The organism is Micromonospora endophytica (assembly GCF_003236305.1).
Lineage (GTDB): Bacteria > Actinomycetota > Actinomycetes > Mycobacteriales > Micromonosporaceae > Micromonospora > Micromonospora endophytica.
The window spans coordinates 1-2,379 of sequence record NZ_POTX01000431.1 but is presented as its reverse complement, the minus strand read 5'-3'; the positions used below and the strand labels follow the sequence as shown (position 1 = coordinate 2,379).

Below are 2,379 nucleotides of genomic sequence, written 5' to 3'. Positions count from 1 at the left end.
AAGAGACAGGTGGGGACGCGGCAGCCGAGACACGGACGGGCGTCAGCACGTACTCTTTCGGCATGTCCACCCCCGCTGCGGGTGCGGCCATCCTCGTGCCGCGCCGGTCGAGCCGGTTCGTTGCCTGGGTGCGCGCGTGGCGCGCCGGTCTGGTGCCTTTCGACGAGGTCGCCGACGCGGTCGCCGGCGACGAGGAGCACCTGGTCGCCGACGCGCCCGGCACCTGGACGGACGTGCCGCTACGGACGGCCCTGCCCACCCTCTCCAAACTCTCGCCCGACGAGATCCGGCTGGTGCTCCCCGCCCCGGGCGACCCCCGCGGCCTGCCCGGCCCCGGAGATTTCGCCGGTGCCGCGCTGCTCGCCGGCGAGGCGGTGATCGCCGGCGCGCTGGGGTTGATTCCCGAGGTACGCGTGCACACCTCGGGCTCCGGGGACACCTTCGAGACGGTCCTCTGGCGGTTCTATCCACTGCCGCCCAACGCCTCGGCCGCGTCCCTCGCCCTGCCCGGTGCCGCCGAGGCGGAGGCGGAGCTGGCCGCCGCGCTGGCCGACACCACCGCCGCGCTCACCCGACTCGACGTGGCGCAGTGGCGGCCCGAGTTGGCCGGCGCCCTGGAGGCGCTGCGCCGCCCGGACGGCGCCACCGACCTGCCGCCCGGCTTCGACCCGCGGGCCCGCCGACTCTTCGCCCGCGCCGCGGTGCTCGACCGGGTGCTCGCCCTCGCCGGGCACGCCGCACCCGGTGGCGCGATCAACAACTACGAGGCCCAGCAGCGCGACGCCGCGCTACGCCCGCTGACCGCCGCCTGCCGCCAAGCCCTCGTCGCCGCCTGCAACGCCCCGCTCCGCCCCTGAGGGGCCTTCTCCTCCCCGTCTCCGCGATCATGCGCTTCTGGTCGCGGGAACGCGGCTTGTGCAACGTTTGTCCCAACCGGAAATGCAGGATCGCGCGTCCACTGCCTCCGCGGTTGAACATCATGGACGATCTCGGCCCTCGCGCGGCGGACTCAACCGCTGATGGCAGCGCCCAGGGCCTGGTAGGTCGCACAGTTTCGGGGAAGTTGCTGGGTCAACCTGCGTCGGAGGCAGCAACTTCCCCGAAACTGTGTGGATCACGCGGGAGGTGGGCTCAGGTGGGAGTGTGCGCGGTTGGGAAGGATCGGTGGTGCGCAGCAGGCCCCGCTCGGTGAGCCGGGTGATGGCCGCGTCTGTCGGTGACGTACGCGTACACCGTCACCTTGGACTCCTGGCCACGGGCGGCAATCGGCTCCATCCCGGCGGCCACGTGACCGTGCGCCAGGAACTCGGCCAGGGCGGCGTCGAGGATGATGCGCCGGGTCAGGTCCTTCCGCACGCCATGGTCTCGGTGGCGCACACCCTGGCGTACGACAGTCAGCTCAGCGAGGCGACAAGGGTGACCCTGCTCGGCCGGATGAGCACCAACGCTGGTCCTGCTGGGCGCCGACAGCAGCGTCGACCTGGCCGGGGATGGCCTGATCGGCCCGACGGGGTCAGCTGGGTCGGCGCGGCGGCCCTCGGGTCAGATCTCGTCGATCAGGTCGGCCACGGAGTTGACGATGCGCGACGGGCGGTACGGGTAGCGTTCGGCCTCGGCCCGGGTGCTGATGCCGGTGAGCACCAGGATGGTCTCCAGCCCGGCCTCCAGCCCACAGAGGATGTCGGTGTCCATCCGGTCACCGATCATCGCCGTGCTCTCGGAGTGCGCGTCGATGGTGTTCAGCGCCGAACGCATCATCATCGGGTTGGGCTTGCCGACGAAGTACGGCTCCACCCCGGTCGCCTTCGAGATCATCGCGGCCACCGAACCGGCGGCGGGCAGCGCGCCCTCCACCGACGGCCCGGTGGCGTCCGGGTTGGTGCAGATGAACCGGGCCCCGTCGTTGATCAGCCGGATCGCCTTGGTGATCGCCTCGAAGCTGTAGGTCCGGGTCTCCCCCAGCACCACGTAGTCGGGCGCGAAGTCGCTGAGCACGTAACCCACCGCGTGCAGGGCCGTGGTCAGCCCGGCCTCTCCGATCACGTACGCCGTGCCGCCCGGCCGCTGATCGGCCAGGAACTGGGCGGTGGCCAGGGCGGACGACCAGATCGCCTGCTCCGGCACGTCCAGACCCATCCGGGCCAGGCGGGCCTGGAGGTCACGCGGGGTGTAGATCGAGTTGTTGGTGAGCACCAGGAACGGCTTGCCGGAGGCGCGCAGCCGCTTGATGAACTCCGGGGCACCCGGCACCGGCTGGCCCTCGTGCACCAGCACGCCGTCCATGTCGGTGAGCCAACTCTCGACGGGCTTACGGTCCTGCATGATCGTCATTCCCTGGGGTGTCGGGTGCGCCGGAGCGGGTGCGGGGGGGGTCAGGAC

Annotated in this window: 3 protein-coding genes; 1 reads left to right on the top strand and 2 read right to left on the bottom strand. The window is 71.7% G+C overall.

Annotation, left to right across the window (positions count from 1 at the left end):
* Positions 1-62: 62 nt before the first annotated feature.
* The gene (locus C1I93_RS30165) at positions 63-857 is read left to right on the top strand and encodes an Rv1486c family protein (RefSeq protein WP_111246630.1); all 795 of its coding nucleotides are present in this window, start codon (positions 63-65) and stop codon (positions 855-857) included.
* A gap of 274 nt (positions 858-1,131) precedes the next feature.
* Here the strand turns inward: C1I93_RS30165 and C1I93_RS30160 are convergent, their stop codons facing one another.
* Entirely contained in the window at positions 1,132-1,356 is a 225-nt protein-coding gene (locus C1I93_RS30160) for a hypothetical protein (RefSeq protein ID WP_111246629.1), read from the bottom strand.
* A gap of 186 nt (positions 1,357-1,542) precedes the next feature.
* On the bottom strand, positions 1,543-2,322 hold the full coding sequence (locus C1I93_RS30155) for an HAD-IIA family hydrolase (RefSeq protein ID WP_111246631.1): 780 nt from the start codon (positions 2,320-2,322) through the stop codon (positions 1,543-1,545).
* Between the last annotated feature and the right edge of the window lie 57 nt (positions 2,323-2,379).

Coding starts and splice junctions, on each gene's coding strand:
- C1I93_RS30155 (WP_111246631.1), bottom strand. CDS start 2,322: ATGCAGGACCGTAAGCCCGTCGAGAGTTGGCTCACCGACATGGACGGC.
- C1I93_RS30165 (WP_111246630.1), top strand. CDS start 63: ATGTCCACCCCCGCTGCGGGTGCGGCCATCCTCGTGCCGCGCCGGTCG.